Source organism: Micromonospora citrea (assembly GCF_049629545.1).
Taxonomy (GTDB): Bacteria; Actinomycetota; Actinomycetes; order Mycobacteriales; family Micromonosporaceae; genus Micromonospora; species Micromonospora citrea_A.
The window spans coordinates 1-21,445 of record NZ_JBNADX010000048.1 but is presented as its reverse complement, the minus strand read 5'-3'; the positions used below and the strand labels follow the sequence as shown (position 1 = coordinate 21,445).

Annotated in this window: 21 protein-coding genes; 8 read left to right on the top strand and 13 right to left on the bottom strand. The window is 74.2% G+C overall.

Going from position 1 to position 21,445, the window contains the following annotated elements:
- Nucleotides 1–81: 81 nt before the first annotated feature.
- From ACPFP2_RS29385 to ACPFP2_RS29360, 6 genes are all read right to left on the bottom strand, one after another.
- Nucleotides 82–2,280: an MMPL family transporter gene (locus ACPFP2_RS29385; RefSeq protein WP_424093434.1), complete on the bottom strand. Its 2,199-nt coding sequence runs from the start codon at nt 2,278–2,280 to the stop codon at nt 82–84.
- 111 nt (nt 2,281–2,391) lie between these two features.
- Complete coding sequence (locus ACPFP2_RS29380; RefSeq protein WP_363881036.1) at nt 2,392–2,661, bottom strand: hypothetical protein; 270 nt, start codon at nt 2,659–2,661, stop codon at nt 2,392–2,394.
- Nucleotides 2,648–3,007 (bottom strand): ArsR/SmtB family transcription factor, encoded by a 360-nt coding sequence (locus ACPFP2_RS29375; RefSeq protein WP_424093431.1) that lies wholly within the window; start codon nt 3,005–3,007, stop codon nt 2,648–2,650. Before ACPFP2_RS29375 ends, ACPFP2_RS29380 begins: the two co-directional genes overlap by 14 nt.
- 89 nt (nt 3,008–3,096) lie before the next feature.
- Entirely contained in the window at nt 3,097–3,447 is a 351-nt protein-coding gene (locus ACPFP2_RS29370) for an MmcQ/YjbR family DNA-binding protein (RefSeq protein ID WP_424093429.1), read from the bottom strand.
- 305 nt (nt 3,448–3,752) lie between these two features.
- Nucleotides 3,753–4,157: a DNA-binding protein gene (locus ACPFP2_RS29365; RefSeq protein ID WP_424093427.1), complete on the bottom strand. Its 405-nt coding sequence runs from the start codon at nt 4,155–4,157 to the stop codon at nt 3,753–3,755.
- A 31-nt stretch (nt 4,158–4,188) separates the two neighbouring features.
- Entirely contained in the window at nt 4,189–6,705 is a 2,517-nt protein-coding gene (locus ACPFP2_RS29360) for an AMP-binding protein (protein ID WP_424093426.1), read from the bottom strand.
- Nucleotides 6,706–6,993: 288 nt separating this feature from the next.
- Here ACPFP2_RS29360 and ACPFP2_RS29355 point away from each other — a divergent pair, with 288 nt between their 5' ends.
- From ACPFP2_RS29355 to ACPFP2_RS29330, 6 genes are all read left to right on the top strand, one after another.
- Entirely contained in the window at nt 6,994–7,404 is a 411-nt protein-coding gene (locus ACPFP2_RS29355) for a DUF2975 domain-containing protein (protein ID WP_424093424.1), read from the top strand.
- Nucleotides 7,404–7,631: a helix-turn-helix domain-containing protein gene (locus ACPFP2_RS29350; protein WP_424093422.1), complete on the top strand. Its 228-nt coding sequence runs from the start codon at nt 7,404–7,406 to the stop codon at nt 7,629–7,631. Before ACPFP2_RS29355 ends, ACPFP2_RS29350 begins: the two co-directional genes overlap by 1 nt.
- Nucleotides 7,628–7,792: a hypothetical protein gene (locus tag ACPFP2_RS29345; protein WP_424093420.1), complete on the top strand. Its 165-nt coding sequence runs from the start codon at nt 7,628–7,630 to the stop codon at nt 7,790–7,792. The genes ACPFP2_RS29350 and ACPFP2_RS29345 overlap by 4 nt, the downstream gene beginning before the upstream one ends.
- A 444-nt stretch (nt 7,793–8,236) precedes the next feature.
- On the top strand, nt 8,237–8,851 hold the full coding sequence (locus ACPFP2_RS29340; protein ID WP_424093418.1) for a DNA-3-methyladenine glycosylase: 615 nt from the start codon (nt 8,237–8,239) through the stop codon (nt 8,849–8,851).
- A 75-nt stretch (nt 8,852–8,926) separates the two neighbouring features.
- Nucleotides 8,927–10,030 carry an LLM class flavin-dependent oxidoreductase gene (locus ACPFP2_RS29335; protein ID WP_424093416.1) on the top strand — a complete coding sequence of 368 codons (1,104 nt, stop codon included), beginning with the start codon at nt 8,927–8,929 and terminating at the stop codon, nt 10,028–10,030.
- The gene (locus tag ACPFP2_RS29330) at nt 10,027–10,650 is read left to right on the top strand and encodes an FMN reductase (protein WP_424093414.1); all 624 of its coding nucleotides are present in this window, start codon (nt 10,027–10,029) and stop codon (nt 10,648–10,650) included. The genes ACPFP2_RS29335 and ACPFP2_RS29330 overlap by 4 nt, the downstream gene beginning before the upstream one ends.
- Before the next feature lie 3 nt (nt 10,651–10,653).
- Here the strand turns inward: ACPFP2_RS29330 and ACPFP2_RS29325 are convergent, their stop codons facing one another.
- The 3 genes from ACPFP2_RS29325 to ACPFP2_RS29315 all read right to left on the bottom strand — a co-directional run bounded on the left by ACPFP2_RS29325 (nt 10,654) and on the right by ACPFP2_RS29315 (nt 15,410).
- On the bottom strand, nt 10,654–11,532 hold the full coding sequence (locus tag ACPFP2_RS29325) for a universal stress protein (RefSeq protein WP_424093413.1): 879 nt from the start codon (nt 11,530–11,532) through the stop codon (nt 10,654–10,656).
- Between the two features lie 197 nt (nt 11,533–11,729).
- Nucleotides 11,730–12,626 (bottom strand): universal stress protein, encoded by an 897-nt coding sequence (locus ACPFP2_RS29320; RefSeq protein WP_424093411.1) that lies wholly within the window; start codon nt 12,624–12,626, stop codon nt 11,730–11,732.
- A gap of 141 nt (nt 12,627–12,767) precedes the next feature.
- A complete protein-coding gene (locus ACPFP2_RS29315; protein ID WP_424093409.1) occupies nt 12,768–15,410 on the bottom strand; it encodes a cation-translocating P-type ATPase in 2,643 nt (880 codons plus the stop codon).
- Nucleotides 15,411–15,588: 178 nt separating this feature from the next.
- On the opposite strand from ACPFP2_RS29315, the gene ACPFP2_RS29310 reads away from it, so the two are divergent.
- Together ACPFP2_RS29310 and ACPFP2_RS29305 are read left to right on the top strand one after the other, a co-directional pair.
- Nucleotides 15,589–16,005, top strand: a complete 417-nt coding sequence (locus ACPFP2_RS29310; RefSeq protein WP_424093407.1) for an Hsp20/alpha crystallin family protein — start codon at nt 15,589–15,591, stop codon at nt 16,003–16,005.
- Nucleotides 16,006–16,064: 59 nt separating this feature from the next.
- A complete protein-coding gene (locus ACPFP2_RS29305; RefSeq protein ID WP_424093405.1) occupies nt 16,065–16,535 on the top strand; it encodes a cyclic nucleotide-binding domain-containing protein in 471 nt (156 codons plus the stop codon).
- On the opposite strand, the gene ACPFP2_RS29300 is transcribed toward ACPFP2_RS29305, so the two are convergent.
- The 4 genes from ACPFP2_RS29300 to ACPFP2_RS29285 form a co-directional block, all read right to left on the bottom strand.
- On the bottom strand, nt 16,511–16,834 hold the full coding sequence (locus tag ACPFP2_RS29300) for a hypothetical protein (RefSeq protein WP_424093403.1): 324 nt from the start codon (nt 16,832–16,834) through the stop codon (nt 16,511–16,513). The genes ACPFP2_RS29305 and ACPFP2_RS29300 overlap by 25 nt on opposite strands.
- A gap of 76 nt (nt 16,835–16,910) precedes the next feature.
- Nucleotides 16,911–17,777 (bottom strand): pyruvate formate-lyase-activating protein, encoded by an 867-nt coding sequence (gene pflA / locus ACPFP2_RS29295; RefSeq protein ID WP_424093401.1) that lies wholly within the window; start codon nt 17,775–17,777, stop codon nt 16,911–16,913.
- Nucleotides 17,774–20,017, bottom strand: coding sequence for a formate C-acetyltransferase (gene pflB, locus ACPFP2_RS29290; protein ID WP_424093400.1), 2,244 nt, complete (start codon nt 20,015–20,017; stop codon nt 17,774–17,776). The genes pflA and pflB overlap by 4 nt, the downstream gene beginning before the upstream one ends.
- 71 nt (nt 20,018–20,088) lie before the next feature.
- On the bottom strand, nt 20,089–21,099 hold the full coding sequence (locus tag ACPFP2_RS29285) for a zinc-dependent alcohol dehydrogenase (protein ID WP_424093398.1): 1,011 nt from the start codon (nt 21,097–21,099) through the stop codon (nt 20,089–20,091).
- Between the last annotated feature and the right edge of the window lie 346 nt (nt 21,100–21,445).

The window sequence follows — 21,445 nt, the reverse complement described above, 5'->3', positions numbered from 1 at the left end:
GACCGTGGGGTGGTTTGTACCCCTTGGGGGTTGGGATGGTGGTTTGTGGAGCGCGGGGACACCCCGCGCGCCGCGTCGCCGTCAGGGCCGGCGCGGCCCCCAGGCCCGGTCGCCGCAGAGCGCCAGCGCCGCCGGCAGCAGCACGCCGCGCACCAGCGTGGCGTCCACGAGTACGGCCACCGCCATGCCGAGCCCGAGCATCTTGTACTCCACCGCGCTGAGCGTCACGAACACCGCGAAGACGGCCACCATGATCGTTGCCGCGCTGGTGACCACTCCGGCGCTGCGCCCGACGCCCTCGACGATCGCCCGCCCGGGGGCGGCGCCGGCCGCCCAGCGTTCCCGGATTCGGCTGAGGACGAACAGGTGGTAGTCCATGCTGAGCCCGAACAGCAGGACGAACATGAACAGCGGCAGCCAGCCGACCACCCCGCCGTACGGGGTGAAGCGCAGCGGCCCGGCGAGGTGCCCGTCCTGGAACGCCCAGGTCAGCACCCCGTACGCGGCGCCGATCGACAGCAGGTTCAGCCCGATCGACACCAGCGGCACCGCCAGGCTGCGGAACGTCACCGTGAGCAGGACGAAGGCCAGCAGCAGCACGGTCCCGACGACCAGGGGCGCCCGGCTGGTCATCCGCTCGGTGAAGTCGTGGGCGAACGCGGTGCGGCCCATGACGGCGTGCCCCACCCCGTCGACCCGGCCCAGCGTCGCCGGCAGCACGTCGCCGCGCAACGTCGCCAAGGCCCGCTCCGATGCCGGGTCGGTGCCCGAGCCGGCCAGCGGCACCCGGACCACCAGCGCCCGGTCGACGGCGGCGACGGTGACCGGGCCGTCGAGCCCGTCGCCGTCGACGGCGATCCGGTCCCGCAGCGCCGCCACGGCGGCGTCAACGTCGGCCCGACCGGCGACCGGTGACCCGTCGCGGCTCCACACCACCACCCGGGCCGGCGCGGCGGCGCCCGGAAAGTCCTGCTGCATCCGCACCGCCGCGTCCACGGTGGGGACGCTGCGCGGCAGGCTGTCGGTCACGGCGGCGTCCTGCGGGTGCATCCGCAGCGCGGGCAGCGCCAGGAAGACGAGCAGCAGGGTGCCCGCCACGCCCCAGAGCAGCGGACGCCGGGTCACGCCGACGGCGACGGCGGTCCAGAACCGGGACGGGGCGGCCCCGGTGCGCCGTCGGCCGAGCCACGGCACGCGGAGCCGGTCCACCCGGTCGCCGAGCGCGGCCAGCACCGCCGGCAGGGCGGTCACCGAGGCGAGCATCGTCGCGCCGACGACGAGCACCGTGCCCACGGCCGCGCCCCGGAACGCCCCGATCCCGGTGAGCAGCAGTCCGCTCAGGCAGAGCATGACGGTGACGCCGGAGACCACCACGACCCGCCCGGAGGTACCGGCGGTGATCGCCAGGGCGGTCGGCAGGTCGTGCCCGGCGGCCCGTTCCTCCCGCTGGCGCCGCAGGTAGAACAGGCAGTAGTCCACGCCCACCGCCATACCGATCAGCAGCACCATCGGCGCGGTCACGCTGTTGATCGGCAGCCAGTGGTCGATCACCTGGAGCAGGCTCAGCGTGGCGAGCACGGCGGTCAGCGTCAGCAGCAGTGGCACCGCCGCCGCGACGAGGGAGCCGAAGACCACCAGCAGGATCAGCAGGGTCAGCGGCAGCGACAGGTGATGGGCGAGCGCGAAGTCGCCCTGGACGCCCTGGTCGACGGCGAGGGAGAGGCTGCGGTCGCCGGCCTGGGCGAGCCGGATCTGCGGGTGCCGCCCGCCGACGTCGGCGACGGCGGCAGTGGCCGCCGCCCACCGGGTCCGGCGCTGGTCGATGTCGCCGTCGACCCCGAAGGTGACCAGCACCGAGCGTCCGTCGGCGGAGATCCGGTCGGCCCGGCCGGCGGCGTACGGGTCGTGGACGACGATCCCGCCGGCCGGCAGCGCCCGCAGTGTCGCGCTCAGGTCGGCGACCGCCGCGCGCAGTAGGGGATCGGTGGTCGCCGGTGGCCCGTCGTTGGCCAGCCGCCGCACCAGCACGTTCTCCTGGATCGGCTCGTACCCGCGCTGGGCGTCCAGGGCGTGCCGGGCCCGGCCGGCCTCGCCCGGATCGGTGGCGGGGGCCCGCTCCCCGGTGACCAGTACGCCGGCGAGGACGGCTACCGCCACCAGGGCCAGCCAGCCGGTGATCGCCAGGGTGCGGTGGCGCACCGACCAGGCGACCACCCGTTCGGTCAGCGGCTGTGGACGGGGTGGGGGTCGGTGGGTGGGCGATTTGCGTTCGCGCAGCATGAACTGCTGTCCTTTCCCTGGATGGGTGTCGCGCGTGAGAACTCGCCGTCGGCGAGGTGATGCTCGTCCCCGCCGGGTCGTCGAGTTGCAGCTCGACGACCCGGCACCTGACTACTCGACGTCCTTGAGGACCCGTTCCACCGAGGACATCCGGCCCTCGACCTCGGTGAGCCGACCGCTGATCACCGCGAGTTGCCGGGACAGCTCCTCCTGGGTACGCGCCGACTGTTCGGCCAGCGCCCGGTACTCCTGATCGCGGGCCACCTGCGCGCGGGCCCGCCAGGTCGGCGCGATCCGGGCCACGACCGCGACCACGACGACCGTGATCAGGGTGAAGATGCCGATCGCCCCGACGACCTCCGCCAGTTCATGTCCGTCCATCCCGTGCGCCTTCCTGTCGGTTGCTGTCCTCGGTGTCGGTGCTGAGCGTGTCGGCCGCGTCCGCGATGACGTCCGGCGTCAACCGGTACGCGAACGGGCGGACCTCGTAGAACTTCATGGCCTTGCCGTCGGAGGAGAGTTCGAGCTGGGCCGAGACCAGTCCGGCGGCTTCGAGCTTGCGCAGGTGCAGCTGGAGCAGCGCCCGGCTGATGCCCAGGTCACGGGCGAGTCGGCTGACGTAGGTGCGCTCCCGGCTGAGGGCGGCGATCACCCGCAGCCGGTGCGGGTTCGCCAGCGTCGCCAGCACCGTGAGCAGCTCGTCCCCGGTCGGCTCGGACGTGCTCATAGCGAAAACCTGCACATGCCAAGAAAATCTAGCAGGTGTCGGCGCGTGGCGGTGCCCCCGGCGACGGAATCAGGGATTTCTCGGGGTGGTCAGGCGGGGCGTTCGCGCTTCGGCAGCTTCGCCACCACCGCGTCGTACGAGGCGTCGACCGCCTCGAACAGCTCGTCGTCGGCGATGCCACCGTCGAGCCGCAGCGTGTTCCAGCCGTACCGGCCCAGGTAGGGGGCGACCTCGGCGTCGGCCGGGTGCCGGTGCAGCCACTCGTCGGCCAGCACCCGGTCGGGGCCGCACTTCACCCACACGCGGGGCGGGCCGTCCGGGGCGCCGAGGAAGGCGAAGATCCGGCTGCCCACCTTGGCCACCTCGGTGTCCTCCCAGGGGCGGTCCAGCCAGGCCGCCGGCAGGCCCAGGCAGTGCGCCACCATCTCGTCGCGGGTCATCGCGTCCTCCCGTCCCGGTCCGGCCCCAGTCTGACAGCGCCACCCGCCGCCGTGCCGGCCCCTACCGACGGGTGGCGACCGGTGCGGCAGAGGGGGTGGACCGGCGGAACCGAGCCGCGCGCGGGCGCCCGACCGGCCCTCGCCGGCGGCCTTCCTCGTCGCATTCAGTGAGCGGGGATGGTGTTCACTGAACGTCACCTTCGCGGTGCGGTGGTGGGAGGGGTGCAGCCGCCTTTGCTCTGCTGCCACCCACGCACCACCGACATGAACGCACGCCGCCGCCGCTCCGACGGTCCGGCTCCCGCTCAGGCGGTGCGGGCCATGAGGCGTTCGTACCGCTGTTTGGCGGCCTGCGCACTGCCGAGCCCGAGGCCGAACGCGATCGCCTGCCAGGTGAGCCCGCGGGCCCGGGCCAGGGACAGCAGCCCCGCCTCCAGGGTGTCCATCTCGGCGCGCAGGTGCGGCAGCAGGGTCAGCGCGGCGGTGAGGTCGTCGCCGTCGACCGGTTCCTCGCCGGGCTCCAGTTCGGCGCCGCCGGCCGCGAGGGCGGTGACGACAGCGACGGCCTCCCACGGGTCGGCCACGTACGGATTGGTGTGGCGGCGTCGGCGCGCGTCGGTGCCGGCATGCCGCTCGGTGAGCCGGTGCAGGGCGGCGAAGGTGCGCCCGGCCCGGGCCTGGGCGGCGTCGGGGGCGGTGAACTGCTCCATGTCCCCATCAGACGCTATCAACGATGCATTGTCAACGCATTGTTGAAGCTCGGTGGTTGGTGAACCAGCGGCCGGCCCGGTTGACCAGGGCCGCGTACCCGATCCCCAGCGCCAGTGAGGCCGCCAGGGCGACCAGCGGCAGGTCCCGCAGGTGCGGGTAGACCTGCCAGTGGGTCAGGTAGATGTAGAGCGAGCTGCCCGCGAGGACGCTCGCCACCCGGCTCACCGGCCCGAGGCTCGGCACGGTCGGCAGCCAGATCAGCAGGGCGAACCCGGCCACGATCAGCGCCTCCCGGCCGGGCTGGCCGAAGAACCCCGGCACGGTCGCCGCCGCGGCGGCGGTCACCAGCAGCCGCTGCCGTACGCCGTCGGCGCGGGCGGCGGCCCAGCCGAGCGCGAAGAGCCAGAACGCCACGAGCGCGGTGGGCAGGTCGTAGCGGGCGTCCAGGCCGAACACGTCGTACCTGCTGAGCAGCCCCACCCCCGCGAGGGCCATCGGCAGGGCGAACGGGTGCCGGCGTTCCAGCCGGTCGATGCGGGGCACGGCCAGCAGTGCGGCCACCCCGATAAGGATGTAGACCAGCGCCTCGATGAACCAGAAGTGCCACTCGGTGGGCCCGTCGTCCGGGCCGACCAGGCTGTGCGCCAGGAACAGCGTGCTCAGCCGGTACTGGTCGGTGACCACCAGCATCGCCGCGATCCAGGCCATGGTGGGTAGGACGATGCGGGCCAGTCCGGCGCGGACCTGTCGCAGCCGGTCGGTCCGGCCCGCGTCGGTGAGCTGGAACCGGGCGAAGTTGAAGCCGGCCACCCCGAGCAGCAGGTGCGCGCCACCGGTGAGGGTGAACAGCGGGATGTGCGAGCCGACGATCAGTACGATGGCGATCGCGCGCAACGCGACGCTCGTCTCCAACGCCCGGCGGCGGCGGGGCCGACCGGCCCTCGGCGCGGGGAGCGCGCCGATCGGCACGGTGTGCCAGTTCGGCGGGAGCTGACCGAGCACCTGCTCCAGCCGGACTGACATCTCGACGTACGACAGCGAGTCGCCGCCGAGGTCGACGAAGCTGTGCTCCGGGGTCACGTCGGTGCGGTCGAGCACCTCGGCGTAGAGCCGGCACAGGTCGTCACCGGTCGGTGCGGCCGCCGGCGGCGGCGGGGGAGTCGCGGCGAGCGCACGCAGCGCCGGGTAGTCCACCTTGCCGGTGCCCAGCCGGGGCAGCGCCGCCACGGGCAGCACCCGTACCGCGCGCGACGGCAGGCCGACCTCGTCGGCGACCAGCCGGCGGACCCGCTGCGGGTCGGCGTCCCCGGCCGTCGCGACCAGCAGTTCGTCGTCCGCGCCGAGGCAGGCGGCGTCGACGTCGTGCGCGGCGAGCAGCGCCTCCACCTGCTGCGGGTCCACCCGCAGGCCGAGGATCTTGGCGAACCGGCTGCGCCGGCCGACGATCTCGTACAGGCCGTCCGGGCCGCGCCGGGCCAGGTCGCCGGTGTGCAGCTCGTCGACGGTACGGCCCGAGCCCAGGTCGGCCGGGCGCTCGGCGTAGCCGAGCATGACGTTCGGGCCGGCGTACACCAGCTCGCCCACGTCGTCGGGCTGGTCGGCCATCGGGGCGAGGCGGAACTCCCCACCCGGCACCGGCACGCCGATCGCCTCCGGCCGGCTCACCGCGAGGTCCGGCGGCAGGTACGCCATCCGGGCGGTCGCCTCGGTCTGGCCGTACATGACGAACAGGTCCCAGCCGCCGCGCCGGCCCAGTTCGGCGTAGCGGACGACCTTCTCCGGCGCGAGCCGGCCGCCGGCCACGGTCACGTAGCGCAGGTGCGGCAGCTCCAGCCCGGCGAAGCCGACCCGGTCGAGCAGGTCGAAGGTGTACGGCACCCCGGCGAAGGTGGTCGCCCGCGCCTGCCGGAACAGGTCCCAGAAGCAGGCGTCGGCGACCGAGCGGTCGGTGAGCACGAGCGCGGCGCCACGGGCCAGGTGGCTGTGCACCACCGACAGGCCGTAGCAGTAGTGCAGCGGCAGGCTGGTCATCGCCCGGTCGGTGTCACGGATGCCCAGGTAGTCGGCGATCGCCTCGGCGTTGGCCTGGAGGTTGTCGTGGGAGAGTCGGACCAGCTTCGGCGAGCCGGTCGACCCGGAGGTGCTCAGCAGCAGCGCCAGATCGGGGTGCAGGTCGTGGGTGGTCCCCGGCCGTCGCTCGCGCAGCGTCCACCCGCCGTCGGCCGTGCCGATCACCACGTCCGGGTCGTACGCCTCGGTCAGCGTCCCGGCCGCCGGGCCGTCGCCGGGCACCAGCAGCACCGGGTGCCCGCCGTGCAGGGCTCCGAGGTAGGCCACCAGCGCGTCGACCGTGTTCGCGCCGGTCACCAGGACCAGTCGTCGGCGGGTGCCGAGCCGTCGCGCGGTCTGCGCGACGCGGGCGGCCAGTTCGGCGTACGACAGGACTCCGCCGTCGGTCACGACGGCGGGGCGGTCACCGTGGCGGGCCAGGTCGCGGACGAACGGCACCGCGCGTACGGCCGGGAGCAGGTCGGACAGGGGCGTCACGGTGGCCACTCTAAGGTGAGGCAAACCTAATGACGAGGACGGGTGGCGAGTCACACGCCGGTCGGTGCCGACCCGTGACCAGCGGCGACCCGGGTGAGGTGGACACATCGCCCACGCCGTCACCCGAGGGGGCGTCTGGTCGGAACCGGCGGGGAGCAGCAGTGCTCCCGAATGACCGAACCGATTGACATTCGATAGGTAGCGAGCGAAACTCGATACATGTTGGCCGAACATCGAGCGGTAGCACCGCTCAGAGTCTTCCTCGTACTGCTGTTCGGGGTCCTGGTCATGTTGCAGACCTTCTCGCTTCCCGGGCAGTTCGCGCACATGGCCGAGGAGTCCCCGGACCTCGCCTACCTGCGATGGCCCATGACGGCCGTCGCGGTCTTCTGGGTGCTCTGCGTCCAGGTGGTGATCGTGTCCACCTGGAAGCTGCTCACCCTGGTCAAGAACGACCGCATCTTCACCGAGACCTCCCTGGCCTGGGTCGACGCGATCGTCTGGGCGATCGCCGCCGCGTGGGTGGTGCTGCTGGGCGTGTTCCTCTACGTCGGGTTCCGCGCGGACGACCCCGGGCTGCCGCTCCTGCTGTTCCTGATGGTGGTCGGCGTCGCCGTGCTGGGGCTCCTGATGGTGGTCATGCGCGCACTGCTGCGGCAGGCCACGACGCTGCGCACCGACATGGAAGCGGTGATCTGATGCCCATCGTCGTGCGCATCGACGTCGAGCTGGCCAAACGCAAGATGAGCGTCGGTGAGTTCGCCGAGCGGGTCGGGCTCACCCCGGCGAACGTGGCGGTGCTGAAGAACGGTCGGGCCAAGGCGGTCCGCTTCAGCACCCTGGAGGCCATGTGCCGGGTGCTCGACTGCCAGCCCGGTGACCTTCTCGAATGGGTCGACGAAGGAACTGGAGAGGAGATCCCGTGAAGTACGTCCTCGTCCTCGTCGCCCTTATCGGCGTCGCGATCGGTGTCGCCGGCGTCGTGCTCGGGGAGGCCGACGACTCGCCGGGCCTCCAGTTCCTGGGCGTCCTGCTCGTCGTCGGCGCGGTGGTGTTCGGCGTGCGGACCGTTCGACGCGGCAGATAGCGACTGCTGCCGGACGCCGTCGGCGCGGCAGTTGTGGCGTTGCCGCAACTGCGGTGTCGAGTCGGCCGTCCGGTCGGGAGTCTCGACGGGTCGCCGCAGGAGCGGGAGGGGTCTGCGGACACTACAGACCTGATGGCGTGGGTGGATCACGGCGGGCGATCCATCCATGCCATCAGGTCTGTAGCGTTCTCAAGCCACACCGGCCGCTGGTAGCACGCCCGGCCGGACCGCGCCGCGCCGGACCGCGCCGGGGCCGCGCCGGGGCCGCGCCGGGGCCGCGTCGGCCGCCACCAGGCTTACGCCGCCGCCGGCTGTGATGAGGTACGGCGGGGTTGTTCGAACAGGTGCCGGGCGACAGCCCACACCCCCCGGCTGGACCCTGGCGGACGCGGGTCGAGGCCGCCGTCGGTTGCCGATCTTCGCCGCGCGACGTTTCCTGGACCGGTGGACTACTCATGGCTTCGTGCTCCTGCCTCTGAGGTGGCCGAGTCGGCGCGGACGCTGTTGGGCTGGGAGATCTCGGCCGGTGGCGTCCGGATCAGGCTGACCGAGGTCGAGGCGTACGCCGGTACCGGGGAGGACCCGGCCTCGCACGCCCATCGGGGGCTCACCCCCAGGACCAAGGTCATGTTCGGGCCGGCCGGACATGCCTACACCTACTTCGTGTTCGGGGTGCACTGGTGCCTGAACATCGTCTGCGGCCGTGAGGGCGAGGCCGCCGCGGTCCTGCTGCGAGCCGGTGAGGTCGTCGACGGGCGGGACGTCGCCCGCAAGCGTCGCGGCGAGGTGGCCGACCGCGACCTCGCGCGCGGGCCGGCTCGGCTGGTGGTCGCGCTGGGGGTCACCGCCGAGGCGAACGGCACGTCCGTGATCGACGGCAGCGGTCCGCTGCTGCTGACACCACCGGAGCGTCCGGTCGCGCCGTCGGAGATCGCCGCCGGCCCGCGCGTCGGCGTCGCCGCCGCACACGACGTGCCGTGGCGCTTCTGGATCACCGGCGACCCCACCGTCAGTAGTTACCGCCGTCACGTTCCCAGGCGGCGGAGACCCTCGGAATAGTTGACTCGTCAAATATGTTGTGCGCGACGTCCGGGACGCCACCTCGGCCCCGGTCCGACACGCGAGGAGCTGGTCATGCAGTTCGGAGTCTTCACCGTCGGCGACGTCACGGTCGACCCGACCAACGGTCGGGAGCCGACCGAGCGTGAGCGGATCAAGGCGATGGTCGCCATCGCGCTCAAGGCCGAGGAGGTCGGCCTGGACGTCTTCGCCACCGGCGAGCACCACAACCCGCCGTTCGTGCCGTCCTCGCCCACCACCATGCTGGGCTACATCGCGGCCCGTACCGAGCGGCTGCTGCTCTCCACCTCGACCACGCTGATCACCACCAACGACCCGGTGAAGATCGCCGAGGACTACGCCATGCTCCAGCACCTGGCCGACGGCCGGGTGGACCTGATGATGGGGCGCGGCAACACCGGTCCGGTCTACCCGTGGTTCGGCCAGGACATCCGCAACGGCATCCCGCTCGCCATCGAGAACTACGACCTGCTGCACCGGCTGTGGCGCGAGGACGTCGTCGACTGGAAGGGGCGCTTCCGTACCCCGTTGCAGTCGTTCACCTCGACCCCGCGCCCGCTCGACGGCGTCCCGCCGTTCGTCTGGCACGGCTCCATCCGCAGCCCCGAGATCGCCGAGCAGGCCGCGTACTACGGCGACGGGTTCTTCGCCAACCACATCTTCTGGCCCAAGGAGCACACCCAGCGGATGGTCGGGCTCTACCGGCAGCGCTTCGCCCACTACGGCCACGGCACCCCGGAGCAGGCCATCGTCGGGCTCGGCGGGCAGGTCTTCGTCCGGAAGAACTCGCAGGACGCCGTCCGGGAGTTCCGGCCGTACTTCGACAACGCCCCGGTCTACGGGCACGGGCCGTCGCTGGAGGACTTCAGCCGCGAGACCCCGCTGACCGTGGGCAGCCCGCAGCAGGTCATCGACCGCACCCTCGGCTTCCGGGAGTACGTCGGCGACTACCAGCGCCAGCTCTTCCTGGTCGACCACGCCGGCCTGCCCCTGAGCACCGTGCTGGAGCAGCTCGACATCCTCGGCGAGGAGGTGGTCCCGGTACTGCGCAAGGAGTTCGACTCGGTGCGTCCCGCGCACGTGCCCGAGGCCCCCACCCACGCCGCGCTGGTCGCGGCCCGCGACGCCGCCCCGGCGGGAGCGGAGGCCGCCCGATGACCCGGCGCACCCTGGCCGTGGTCTCGGCCGGGCTCAGCCGGCCCTCGTCCACCCGGCTGCTCGCCGACCAGCTCGCCGCGGCCGCCGGCGACGAGCTGGCCCGGCGCGGCCACGACGTCCAGCTGCGCGTCGTCGAGCTGCGCGACCACGCGCACGACGTGGTCGACAACCTGCTCACCGGTTTCCCGTCGGCGGCGCTGCGACAGGCCGTCGACGCGGTGACCGGCGCGGACGGCGTGATCGCCGTGACGCCGATCTTCAGCGCGTCGTACAACGGGCTGTTCAAGTCCTTCTTCGACGTGCTGGAATCCGGGGCGCTGGTCGACACCCCGGTGCTGATCGGCGCCACCGGTGGCACCGCGCGGCACTCGCTCGCCCTGGAACACGCGATCCGCCCGCTCTTCAGCCACCTGCGGGCGGTGGTGGTGCCGACCGCGGTCTACGCCGCACCGGAGGACTGGTCCGGCGGGGCCGCCGACGGCGCGCTGCGCGCCCGCGTGGTGCGTGCCGGCACGGAACTGGCCGAGCAGGTCGACCGCCGGCCGCCGTCGACCGGCCCCGCCGACCCGTTCGCCCTCACCACCGACTTCGCGCAGCTGCTCGGCCGCCGCGAGGACTGAGCCTCAGTCGTACGGGTGGGCGACGAGCACCGGGCAGTGCGCGTGCTGCACCAGTGCCTGACTGACCGAGCCGAGCAGCAGCCCGGTGAACCCGCCCCGGCCCCGGGTGCCCACCGCCACCAGCGACGCCGCCCCGCTCGCCGCCACCAGCCCCTGCACCGCGCCGGCCGCCCGAACCGGGTGCTCGCGCACCACCAGCTCCGGGTGGTCGGCGCGGACCGCCGTGGACGCCTCGGCGAGCAGTCGCACCGCCTCCGCCTGGTACGCGGCCTGCGACTCCTCGACCTCCTCCGGCACCGGACGGTCCCCGTCGGGCGGACCGACGTGCACCAGCACCAGCGGCACACCGCGCAGCGCCGCCTCCTCGGCGGCGTACCCGACGGCCCGCCGTGCCCCGTCCGAGCCGTCGACCCCGGCCAGCACCGGCCCGTCGACCGGGATCGGCTGCTCCTCGGGGCGGACCACCAGCACCGGGCAGCGCGCGTGCGCCGCCACCTGGCTGCCCACCGAGCCGAGCAGCAGCCCGGCGAAGCCACCCAGCCCACGACTGCCCACCACGACGAGCGCGGCATGGCGGGACGCCTCGACCAGCGACGCGCCCGGCCCACCGGCGACCTGACGCACCTGCACGGTCAGCCCGGGCCAGCGGTCGACCAGTTCGGCCGCCGCCTTCTCCAGCATCCGCCGCGACTCGTCGGTGGGCGCCGGCAGCCCCAGGTCGTACGGGTTGAGCGGCACCCCGTAACCGAGCGGGTGCAGGTACCCGTGCACCAGGTGCAGCGGCAGCCGCCGCAGCACGGCGGCGCGGGCCGCGTGTTCGGCGGCGACCAGGCTGGACGGCGATCCGTCGACGCCCACCACGACAGGTCGGTTCATCGGCACTCCCCGGGGTCGGTCCGATCATTGTCGACGTACCCGCCCCGTGACGCCGGCATTCGGCGGGGACGCGCCGTCGCGTCCGGCCCGCACCCCGCCCGGGGAGGGGCCGACGGTCGAGGACGCGCCGGCGGGCGGTGTGACGGGCCGGTGGCCGCACGTCCGCGCCGGCCGGGACAGCGGCCGGCGCGGACGGCGCCGGGTCAGGACCTGCCGTCCTCCTTGTGGTGCCGCAGGATCGCCAGCGGACTGTGCGAGTGGTGCAGGACCGCGTGGCTCACCGAGCCGAGCAACAGCCCGGTGAAGGCGCCCCGGCCGTGTGCGCCGACCACGGTCAGCTGCGCGGTGGCGGACTGCTCCACCAGCACCCGGGCCGCGGACCCGTGCGCGACGAGCTGGCGCACCGGCACGTCCGGGAACTTCTCCGCCCAGCCGGCCACGGCCTCGGACAGCACCCGCTTCTCCTCGGCGGCGACCGCGTCCACGTCGTACACCAGGGGGAGCATGTCGCCGGGGCCGAGCGGTGTCGGGGTCAGCCAGGCGTGCACCGCCACCACCGAGGTGCCGCGCAGCGACGCCTCCTCGAACGCGAAGCCGAGCGCCTCGGTGGACAGCGCGGAGCCGTCCACGCCGACCAGCACCGGTCCGTCGGCGCGCGGCTCGCCCTTGACCACCAGTACCGGGCAGTCGGCCCGGGCGGAGACCTGTACGGCCGACGAGCCGATCAGCAGCCCGGCGAAGCCGCCCAGGCCCCGGTTGCCGAGCACGATCAGCGCCGCGTCGCGGGACTCGCGCAGCAGCACCGGCGTGGGCGCGCCGTCGACCAGCTCACCGGTCACGGCGACCTCGGGCGCGGTCTTGCCGGCCTCGGCGACCGCGTCCGTGACGTACCGCTCGGCCTGCGCCCGCAGGCCCGCGTCCGCCGGGGCGCCGGGCACCGGTCCGAGCGGCTGGCCCATGAGCGGCCAGATGAACGCGTGCACCACCCGCAGCGGACGGTGCCGCAGCGCGGCCTCCCGGGCGGCGAACCGTACGGCGTCCAGGGCGGCGGCGGAACCGTCCACACCCACCACGACGGGAGCACCGGATCTGATGGTCATCACGTCCTCCTTCCTCCGTCCTCAGCATCCTCCCGCGCCGTGGCGACGGTCAGAGGCGTCGGACACCCGGACCCGGGTCCTTCGTCCCGCGCCGCGCCGCCGTATCGCCGTCGACGACGACCGGGCCGGCGGTGACAGCGGTCAGGAGGAGGCGCGACGCGGGCCGGGCACGACGGTCGGCGTGTCCCCGTCGGGCGGGGCGGTGGCGTCTGCGTCGGGCCGGGGCCGGTGGCGGGCGAGCCGCAGCGCGAGACCGGGCAGCGCGCTGACCGCCGCGCAGGCCAGCAACACGTCCGCGCCCAGCGGATCGGTGCCGAGCAGCTCCCGCAGCGGGCCGACGAGCACCCCGGCGACCTGCAGCACCGCCGACACGGCGACCGCGACCAGCAGCCCCGGGTTGGCCCGCCGCGCGCCCGCCGGACGGGGTGCCCGCACCGCCAGCGCCACGCCGAGCTGCGCCAGCCCGAGGACCACGAACACCACCGACTGCCAGGGCAGCTCACGGGCGGCGGCGACCACCCCGGCGCCGAGCACCACGGCCGCGATCAGCGCGCCGGTGACCAGGACGTCGCGGCCCAGCCCGCCGCCGAGCACCGACTCCTGCGGCGAGCGGGGCGGGCGACGCAGGGTGCCCGGCTCGGCCGGTTCCGCCCCGAGCGCCACCCCCGGCACCCCGTGGGTGAGCAGGTTGACCCAGAGGATCTGCGCCGGCAGCAGTGGCACGCCCAGCCCGAACAGCGGGCCGATCAGCATCACCAGGATCTCCGCGACGCCGCCGGAGAGCCCGTAGCGCAGGAACCGGCGGATGTTGTCGTAGATCCGGCGTCCCTCACCGATCGCGGTGGCCACACTGGACAGGTCGTCGTCGACCAGCACCAGGTCGGCGGCCTGCCGGGCGACCTCCGTGCCGCCGCCCATCGCCACCCCGATGTCGGCGCGGCGCAGCGCCGGGGCGTCGTTGACCCCGTCACCGGTCATCGCCACCACGTGCCCCCGCGACTGGAGGCCGGCGATGATGTCGAGCTTCTGCTCCGGCTGGGTGCGGGCGAAGACCCGGGTCTGCGGGTGCGCGGCGGCCGGATCGTCGTCGTCGCCCCGGGCGAGCGGGTCACCGTCGCGCCACAGGCCCAGCTGACCGCCGATCGCGGCGGCGGTGGCCGGGTGGTCGCCGGTGATCAGCAGCAGCCGCACCCCGGCGGCGTCGAAGCTCTCGGCGATCTCCGGGGCGCCGGCGCGCAGCGGGTCGCCGACGGCGACCAGGCCCGCCGGCCGCAGCCCGGTCGGCGCGGCCGGGTCGGGCGGCGTGTCCACCAGGGCGGTGGCCACCGCGAGGACCCGTAGCCCCTCGCCGGCGAGCCGGTGCGCGGCGGCGGTCAGCTCGGCGACCTCCTCGGCGCCGGCGTCGACCAGGGGCGCGGCCAGCACACTCTCCGGCGCGCCCTTGCAGACCACCAGGTACCGCCGGTCGCACGACCGGTGCACCGTGACCATCCGTCGGGTGGCCTGGTCGAACGGGTGCTCGGCGACGCGGGGCCAGGCGGCGCGGGTGCGCTGCGGGTCGAGGCCGGCCCGCGCCGCGAAGGCGACCAGCGCCGCCTCCAGCGGATCACCCACCGCGCCCCAGTCGGGTCGCTCGTCGTCCGGCGGCGACAGCGCGGCGTCGTTGCAGAGCAGCCCTGCGCGCGCCAACCGGCGCAGCTCCTCCGGTACGGCCACCGCCGTGCCGTCCCGGTGCACCGTGCCGTGCGGGGCGTAGCCCGCCCCGGTCACCCCGTACGCGACGCCGTCGGCGGTGACGGCCGCCTGCACCGCCATCCGCCCCTCGGTGAGGGTGCCGGTCTTGTCGGAGGCGATCACGGTCACCGAACCGAGCGTCTCCACCGCGTGCAGCCGGCGCGGGATGGCGTGCGCGCCGGCCATCCGACGGGCGCCCAGGGCCAACGCGAGGGTCACCACCGCCGGCAGCGACTCGGGCACCGCCGCGACCACCAGGCTGACCGCGGTGATCGCCATGTCCACCACCGGCCGCCCGCCGAGCACCCCGACGGCGAAGACCAGCCCGGACAGCGCCACCACCACCAGCCCGAGCACCCGCCCGAGCGCGGACAGCCGGCGCTGCAACGGCGTGGCGGTGGGGCGGGTGCCGGCGACCAGCGCGCTGATCCGGCCCAGGGCGCTCGCGCCGGCGGTGCGGACCACGGTGCCCGCGCCTCGGCCGGTGGTGACCACCGTCCCGGCCAGGACCTCCTGCCCGACCTCCCGCCCGACCGGCACCGCCTCGCCGGTCAGCGCCGACTCGTCCAGGTGCAGCCGGCTCGCCTCGACCAGCGACAGGTCGGCCGGCACGACGTCGCCGGCCTCGACGCGGACCAGGTCGCCACGGACCACGTCGGCGGCGGGCACCACCATGTCGAAGCCGTCCCGCACCACCCGGGCGGTCGGCGCGGCGAGCCGGTCCAGGGCGGCGATGGCGTGGTCAGCGCGGACCTCCTGCACCACCCCGATGACCGTGTTCACCACGACGACCAGGACGATCACCACGGTGTCCGGCAGGTCGCCGAGCAGGGTGGTGACCACGGCGGCGGCGAGCAGCAGCGCGACCAGGGGGTCGGTGAGCTGGCGCAGGACCCGGACCGCGAGATGCCGGCGCGGCGGCGGGAGCACCGAGTTCGGCCCGTCGGCGCGCAACCGGGCGGCGGCCTCGTCGGCGCGCAGCCCGGCCGGGGCGGCCGTGCGCTGCACGGTGCCCTCCAGCGTCCCGCCTCGTCCGCCGGTCGTCGTCACCGGTGTCCTCCCCGCCTCGCGCGGCGCGTCGCGGGCACGCCGTCCCGTTCCACCCTCCCGCCGGGGCGGCGCCGCGGGCAGAGGCGTTGCGCCCGCCGGGCCCGGGACCAACGGCCCTGACGCCGTCGCCTCGCGCAGGAGTCGGATGGAGGCAGGACCAGCGACAAGGAGGTCGACGATGTCCACCGTCACGAAGTTCCGGGGCGGCGCGCTCGCGCCGTTCGACTGGACGAATCTCTCCTGGTTCCCGCTGCTGGCGCCGACGATCCGCGTCGAGGACTACCTCGACGGGGACCGGTACGTCATCCGCGCCGAGCTGCCGGGGATCGAACCGGCCAAGGACGTCCGCATCACCCGCACCGGCGACACGCTGCGGCTGGACGTGGTACGCCGGGAGGGCCACGCGGACAAGGTCCGCTCCGAGTTCCACTACGGATCCTTCTCCCGCCTGATCCCGCTGCCGGCGGGCGTCAAGCCGGAGACCATCGCCGCCCGCTACGCCGACGGCATCCTCCAGATCACCGCGACGGTCGGCGAGAGCGAGCCGACCGCCCAGGAGATCCCGGTGACCGTGGAGCACGGCGGGAAGCGGTGAGCCCGACCCCAGGGGCCCGGCCGTCCGCCGGGCCCCACCCGTTACCGGAGGGACCTCGCATGACGCCACTGGAGATGCTGCGTGAACACCCCTTCCTGGCCGGCCTGCCGCAGGAGTGGCTGCCCCGGCTGACCGGGTACGCCCGGCCGGTGGTCTGGCACCCCGGCCATCGCCTGTTCCGGGCCGGGCAGCCGGCGGAACGGTTCTGGCTCGTCCGTGGCGGCGAGGTGGCGCTGGACTTCCCGGTGCCCGGACGCGGCGACGTGGGCATCGAGTCGATCGGGCCGGGCGGCGTGCTGGGCTGGTCCTGGCTCTTCCCGCCGTACCGCTGGCAGTTCGGGGCGGTCGCCGTGCGGCGTACCCCGACGGTGGAGTTCACCGCCGAGGGGGTGCGCCGGCTGATGGCCTCCGACGACCACCTCGGCCGGGAGTTGACCACCCGGTTCATGGCCGTGGTGGTGGACCGGCTCCAGGCGTCCCGGGTGCGGCTGCTGGACCTGTACGGCTACCCGACGTCCTCGGCGAGCTGACCGGCCCCGCCGGCCCACTGTCGGTCGCCGCCCGTCCCCGCGACGTGCCGGCGCACGACCAGTTCGTCGACCTCGAGCCGGCCGATGCGCAGCTCCCGGATCACGGCGCGACGCACGGCCAGCCGACCGACCGCCAGCACGCCCAGCGCCGTCGCCCCGCCGGCCAGCGCGGACACCGCCAGCGCGCCGGTCGCGGCGGCGCCGACGGCGCGGGCGCCCACGGCCAGCGCGCCGGTCGCGGCCGCGGCGAGGGCGCGGGGTCCGGAGCGGGCCGGGGTCCGGCGGCGGTACGGGCGCATGGTCCGATCCTGCGCCCGCACCGGCCAGGGCGGGGCGCGGCGCGACACCGGTCCACCGCCCGGGTGACCCGTGCGCTCAGTAGACGGTGACGCCCCGCTCGGCGAACTGGCCCCGGACCCGCTCCAGCAGCTCCGGCGTGGGCGGCTCGGTGTCGGCGAGCGGGAAGGTCAGCCCCAGGTCGGCGTACTTGTGCGCGCCGAGACGGTGGAACGGCAGCACCTCCACCCGCTGCACCGTGGCCAGTTCGGCGGCGAAGTCGGCCACCCCCGCCACGTTCTCCTCCGCGTCGGTCAGCCCCGGCACCAGCACGAACCGGATCCAGATCGGCGTGCCCCGCTCGGCCAGCCGCCGGCCGAAGCGCAGCGTCGGGGCGACCGAACCGGTACGGGTCACCCGCCGGTACGTCGCCGGGTCCCACGACTTCACGTCCAGCAGCACCAGGTCGGTGGCGTCGAGCAGGGCGTCGTCGGCGCGTACGCCGAGGAAGCCGGAGGTGTCCAGCGCGGTGTGCAGGCCCAGCTCGTGGCAGCGGCGCAGCACCTCGCCGGTGAACCGGGGCTGCAGCAGCGGCTCGCCGCCGCTGAGCGTCACCCCGCCCCCGGCGACCTGGATGAACCGCTGGTACCGGGTGATCTCGGCCATCAGCTCGTCGACCGTGCGGTGCCGGCCGCTGCGCCGGTACCAGGTGTCCGGGCTGTGGCAGTAGCGGCAGCGCAGCGGGCAGCCGGCGAGGAACGCCACGAACCGGGTGCCCGGCCCGTCCACCCCGACCGAGACGTCCCAGGAGTGCACCGCCCCGGTCAGCTCGCCGCCGGACCGTCCCCGCCCGGCCGCGTCGTCGGGCGTGCGGGCGGGCGCCGGCCCGGCCGGGGCGGGCACCCCGGGCAGGCCCGCGCGCCCGGGCTCGGCGAGCCCGGGCGGCGAGGGCGGCCGGACGGTCACAGCGACCCGTGGAACGTCCGGGACACCACGTCCCGCTGCTGTTCCGGGGTGAGCCGGACGAAGTTCACCGCGTACCCGGAGACCCGCACGGTGAGCTGCGGGTAGCGCTCCGGGTGCGCCATCGCGTCGACCAGGGTGGCCCGGTCCAGCACGTTGACGTTGAGGTGGAAGCCGCCGGAGTCGGTGTAGGCGTCGAGCACCCCGGCCAGGTTGTCGATCCGCTCGGACCGGGTGCGGCCCAACCCGTCGGGGGTGACCGTGCCGGTCAGCGAGATGCCGTCCCGGGCGGCGTCGTACGGCAGCTTCGCCACCGACAGCGCGGCCGCGACCAGGCCGTGGGTGTCCCGGCCGTTCATCGGGTTCGCCCCCGGCGCGAACGGCTCACCGGCGCGCCGGCCGTCCGGGGTGTTGCCGGTGTGCTTGCCATAGACCACGTTGGAGGTGATGGTCAGCACCGACATGGTCAGCTCGGCGTCGCGGTAGGTGCGCTGCCGGCGCAGCTTCTCGGCGAACGTCTCCACCAGCCACACCGCGATGTCGTCGGCCCGGTCGTCGTTGTTGCCGAAGGTCGGGACCTCGCCCTCGACCGCGTAGTCGATCGCCAGCCCGGTGCCGTCGCGCAGCACCTTGACGGTGCCGTACCGGATCGCGGCGAGGCTGTCCACGGCGACGGAGAGGCCGGCGATGCCGGTGGCCATGAACCGGCGCACCGGGTGGTCGTGCAACGCCATCTCCAGCCGCTCGTAGGCGTACCGGTCGTGCTGGTGGTGGATGACGTTGAGCGCGTCGACGTACGTCTCGGCCAGCCAGTCCAGCGTCTTCTCGTACGCGGCCAGCACCTCGGCGTAGTCGAGGGTCTCGCCGCCGACCGGCGGGGCCGCCGGGGCCACCTGCTCGCCGGTGACCTCGTCCCGGCCGCCGTTGATCGCGTACAGCAGCGCCTTGGCCAGGTTGGCCCGGGCCCCGAAGAACTGCATATCCCGGCCGACCCGCATCGCCGAGACGCAGCAGGCGATCGCGGTGTCGTCGTCGTACGCGGGGCGGATCAGCTCGTCGTTCTCGTACTGGATGGCGCTGGTGTCCAGCGACACCTGGGCGCAGAACCGCTTGAACCCGACGGGCAACCGCGGCGACCAGAGCACGGTCAGGTTCGGCTCGGGCGCCGGGCCGAGGTTGTAGAGGGTCTGCAGGTAGCGGAAGCTGGTCCGGCTGACCAGGGGCCGACCGTCGGCGCCCATCCCGCCGAGCGACTCGGTGACCCAGGTGGGGTCGCCGGAGAAGAGCTGGTCGTACTCGGGGGTGCGCAGGAACCGGACGATCCGCAGCTTGATCACGAAGTCGTCGACCAGTTCCTGGGCGTCGCTCTCGGTCAGCCGCCCCTCGGCCAGGTCACGGCGCAGGTAGACGTCGACGAAGTTCGCCGTGCGGCCCAGCGACATCGCCGCGCCGTTCTGCTCCTTCGTGGCGGCCAGGTAGGCGAAGTACAGCCACTGGATCGCCTCGCGGCCGGTCGTCGCCGGGGCGGACAGGTCGTAGCCGTAGCTCGCGGCCATCTGCTTCAGCTCGCCGAGCGCGCGGATCTGCTCGGCCAGCTCCTCACGGTCGCGGATCACCTCGTCGGTGGAGGGCCGGTCGTCCAGCGCCGCCTTGAGCGCCTTCCGCTCGGCGACGAGGCGGTCGACGCCGTACAGCGCCACCCGCCGGTAGTCGCCGATGATCCGGCCCCGGCCGTACGCGTCGGGCAGGCCGGTGATGACGTGCGAGCGCCGCGCGGCGAGCACGTCGGCCGGGTACGCGTCGAAGACCGCGTCGTTGTGCGTCCTGCGGTAGCTGGTGAAGATCCGGTGGACCTCCGGGTCGGGTTCGAAGCCGTACGCCTTCAGTGCGGTCTCCACCATCCGCAGCCCACCGGCCGGCATGATCGCCCGGCGCAGCGGCGCGTCGGTCTGCAGCCCGACGATCAGCTCCTTCTCCCGGTCGATCCAGCCGGGCCCGTGCGCGGTGATGGTCGACGGGGTGGCGGCGTCGACGTCGAGGATCCCGCGCCGGCGCTCCTCGACGAAGAGCGTCTTCAGCGCCGCCCAGACCTCCAGGGTCCGGGCGGTCGGCCCGGTCAGGAACGCGGCGTTCCCGGTGTACGGCTCGTGGTTGGCGCGGACGAAGTCGGCGACGTCGACGGTGTCGCGCCACGCCGTGCCGGTGAAGCCGCGCCACGGATCGAGGTGTGCGTTGCCGGTCATGACTGGTCCCTCCAGGGGGTGTGTCGGCGGGTCTGCGGGCCGCCGGACGGTCGTCGGGGGCCGGACGGCGGTCACGGCCGCAGCACCAGGCGGGCGGCGACCCGGCCGGCCAGCACGTCCTGCACCGCCTCATTGATCTCGTCGAGCTTGCGCACCTCGTACGCGACCCGGGTGTGGCCGGCGGCGTGCAGCCGGAACACCTCGGCCAGGTCGGCGCGGGTGCCGACGATCGAGCCGATCACGGTGATGCCCTTGAGCACGGTCTCGAAGACCGGCAGGGTGAAGCCGTTCTCCTTCGGCAGCGACACCAGCACCAGCCGCCCGCCCCGACGCAGGCAGCGGTGGGCCTGCGCGATCACGGTGGGGCTGGCGGCCAGGACGATCGCCACGTCCGCCCCGCCGAGCGCGGTGACCGCCTCGACCGGATCCACCTCGGCCGCGTTCACGGTGTGCGTGGCGCCGAGGGCGCGGGCCAGGTGCAGCTTCTCGTCCGTCACGTCCACGGCGACGGTCTCGCCGCCGAACAGTTGCGCGTACTGCTGGGCGAGGTGCCCCAGCCCGCCGATGCCGAAGACCGCCACCCGGTCGCCGGGCCGTACCGCGGCCACCTTCACCGCCTTGTACGTGGTGACGCCCGCGCAGGTCAGCGGGGCCGCCTCGAACGGGTCGACCCCGTCCGGGACGCGGACGGCGTACCGGGCCGAGGCGACCGCGTACTCGGCGTGCGCGCCGTCGACGGAGTAGCCGGTGTTGCGCTGCGCCTCGCAGAGCGTCTCCCAGCCGGAGACGCAGTAGTCGCAGGTGCCGCAGGCCCAGCCGAGCCAGGGCAGGGCGACCCGGTGGCCGACGGCGTGCTCGGTGACGCCCTCGCCAACCCGCTCGACGATGCCGACGCCCTCGTGGCCCGGCACGAACGGCGGGTTCGGCTTGACCGGCCAGTCACCGCGCGCGGCGTGGATGTCGGTGTGGCAGAGCCCGCTGGCCTCGATCCGGACCAGGATCTCGCCGGGGCCGGGCTCCGGCACCGGCACGTCGAAGATCTCCAGCGGCTGGTCGAACGAGGTGACGACGGTCGCGCGCATCGGGAGCCTCCCAGGTCCGCTCTTCGCTTCCAGCACCAGCCTCCGCCGCCGGTGCCGAAGCGGGCAGGGGCGCAGGACCGCCACCCCCCGGGACCAAAGACCCCACCCCACCCCACCCCTCCGGCAGCCGTCCCGCCCCCGAACGCGGAACCACCTCGAAGATCCGCGCACTTTCAGAGAACGAGGGCCCATTCGACGAGGAATAAGCCCTCATTCTCGGATAGTGCGGCTTCGGCGGCTGCGGGTGTGCGGGTGGGGTGGGTGGTGGGTCGTCGCGGGGGTACCCCGGAACGGGGCGGGGGTGTGCCGTTACCCCCGGGGTTTTGGGATGGTACTGCGGCCACCG

Excerpts from the sequence above, each read along its gene's own strand:
- ACPFP2_RS29385 (WP_424093434.1), bottom strand. The coding sequence starts at position 2,280 with ATGCTGCGCGAACGCAAATCGCCCACCCACCGACCCCCACCCCGTCCA.
- ACPFP2_RS29380 (WP_363881036.1), bottom strand. The coding sequence starts at position 2,661 with ATGGACGGACATGAACTGGCGGAGGTCGTCGGGGCGATCGGCATCTTC.
- ACPFP2_RS29375 (WP_424093431.1), bottom strand. The coding sequence starts at position 3,007 with ATGAGCACGTCCGAGCCGACCGGGGACGAGCTGCTCACGGTGCTGGCG.
- ACPFP2_RS29370 (WP_424093429.1), bottom strand. The coding sequence starts at position 3,447 with ATGACCCGCGACGAGATGGTGGCGCACTGCCTGGGCCTGCCGGCGGCC.
- ACPFP2_RS29365 (WP_424093427.1), bottom strand. The coding sequence starts at position 4,157 with ATGGAGCAGTTCACCGCCCCCGACGCCGCCCAGGCCCGGGCCGGGCGC.
- ACPFP2_RS29355 (WP_424093424.1), top strand. The coding sequence starts at position 6,994 with ATGTTGCAGACCTTCTCGCTTCCCGGGCAGTTCGCGCACATGGCCGAG.
- ACPFP2_RS29350 (WP_424093422.1), top strand. The coding sequence starts at position 7,404 with ATGCCCATCGTCGTGCGCATCGACGTCGAGCTGGCCAAACGCAAGATG.
- ACPFP2_RS29335 (WP_424093416.1), top strand. The coding sequence starts at position 8,927 with ATGCAGTTCGGAGTCTTCACCGTCGGCGACGTCACGGTCGACCCGACC.
- ACPFP2_RS29330 (WP_424093414.1), top strand. The coding sequence starts at position 10,027 with ATGACCCGGCGCACCCTGGCCGTGGTCTCGGCCGGGCTCAGCCGGCCC.
- ACPFP2_RS29320 (WP_424093411.1), bottom strand. The coding sequence starts at position 12,626 with ATGACCATCAGATCCGGTGCTCCCGTCGTGGTGGGTGTGGACGGTTCC.
- ACPFP2_RS29310 (WP_424093407.1), top strand. The coding sequence starts at position 15,589 with ATGTCCACCGTCACGAAGTTCCGGGGCGGCGCGCTCGCGCCGTTCGAC.
- ACPFP2_RS29305 (WP_424093405.1), top strand. The coding sequence starts at position 16,065 with ATGACGCCACTGGAGATGCTGCGTGAACACCCCTTCCTGGCCGGCCTG.
- ACPFP2_RS29300 (WP_424093403.1), bottom strand. The coding sequence starts at position 16,834 with ATGCGCCCGTACCGCCGCCGGACCCCGGCCCGCTCCGGACCCCGCGCC.
- pflB (WP_424093400.1), bottom strand. The coding sequence starts at position 20,017 with ATGACCGGCAACGCACACCTCGATCCGTGGCGCGGCTTCACCGGCACG.
- ACPFP2_RS29285 (WP_424093398.1), bottom strand. The coding sequence starts at position 21,099 with ATGCGCGCGACCGTCGTCACCTCGTTCGACCAGCCGCTGGAGATCTTC.